Raw genomic sequence first — 1,081 nt, forward strand, 5'->3', positions numbered from 1 at the left:
GCTGCTCTAGGGTCGGGCGTCGCAATCGGTTCCAATTTCGGAACCTGTTGCTGCCCATAGTTGTTTTCGCAGATCGTTCCTCACGCTGCCATCACGCCCTTTGCGATTGTCTATCGACCGAAATCTAGGGGAAGGACAAGCTCAGGGCTGGTCGTCGACGACCGCCAGCGACCAACACCATCCCGCAAGTTCTCTGGCTACGGCGACATTGGCGATCACCGGACGCTTCTTACGGGCGGTGAACTGCTCCCACCGATGATGCAGGCGGTGGTTGCCGGCATGCCCACGAGCACGCGCAGCGGGGCTGGCTTTCGCCCATCGAGTGCGCATGACCTGTCCAGGGTTGCGGTAGATCTTGCGGTGATGCCATGCTGCCTCGACCAACAACCGACGTGCATGACCGTTGCCGGTCTTGGTGATCGAACCCTGTGATCGTGATGTCCCCGAAGAGTATTCACTCGGCACCAGGCCGACATAGGAACCGATGGTGCTCCCCGTAAATCGCTGCCAGTCGCCGATCTCGACCGCCAACCCGAACCCGGTCAAAGTAGAGATTCCGCGTAAACATCCCAAACGGTGCACCATCGGCGTGTAGGGACTGTTCTCCGCCATCTCCTCGATCGCCGTATCCAGTCGGTCACGGCGGCTTCGGGTGAGCAGCATCGCTTCATAGTTCGAGTCGAACGTGGCCTGCAACGCCGACTGCTCGAACCTCTGACTTCGTAGCCACACATCATGCGCACCAGTCCACGCCGCACCACCAGAATAGACAATGCCCTGCCGCAGAAGAAGTTTCGACAAGCGATGTCGGCATCGCATCAGATCCCCGCGAGCATCCTCACGGGCACGGACCAGATCTCGGGCTGCCTCTTGTTCTACCGAAGGGACCGTGACCTCGACGATCTCGTCCAGTCGGAGCAACCGCGCCAGATGCAGCGCGTCGCGAGCATCGGTCTTGACGCGGTCACCAGCAGGTCTCTGCAATTTCGACGGCGCAACCACCACGCACTCCACACCCGCTTGATTCAGAGCTCGGTACAGGCCGAATCCGGTCGGTCCGGCCTCGTAGACGGCTTTCACC

1 protein-coding gene is annotated in these 1,081 nt (G+C 60.6%); it reads right to left on the reverse strand.

The genetic code is table 11. From position 1 onward, the window contains the following. Window positions 1–141: 141 nt before the first annotated feature. Window positions 142–1,081, reverse strand: a 940-nt coding sequence (locus AO065_RS00015; RefSeq protein ID WP_155737739.1) for an IS110 family RNA-guided transposase, incomplete at its 5' end; no start/stop codon positions are given.

It is taken from the genome of Pseudomonas viridiflava, from assembly GCF_001642795.1.
Taxonomy (GTDB): domain Bacteria; phylum Pseudomonadota; class Gammaproteobacteria; order Pseudomonadales; family Pseudomonadaceae; genus Aquipseudomonas; species Aquipseudomonas viridiflava.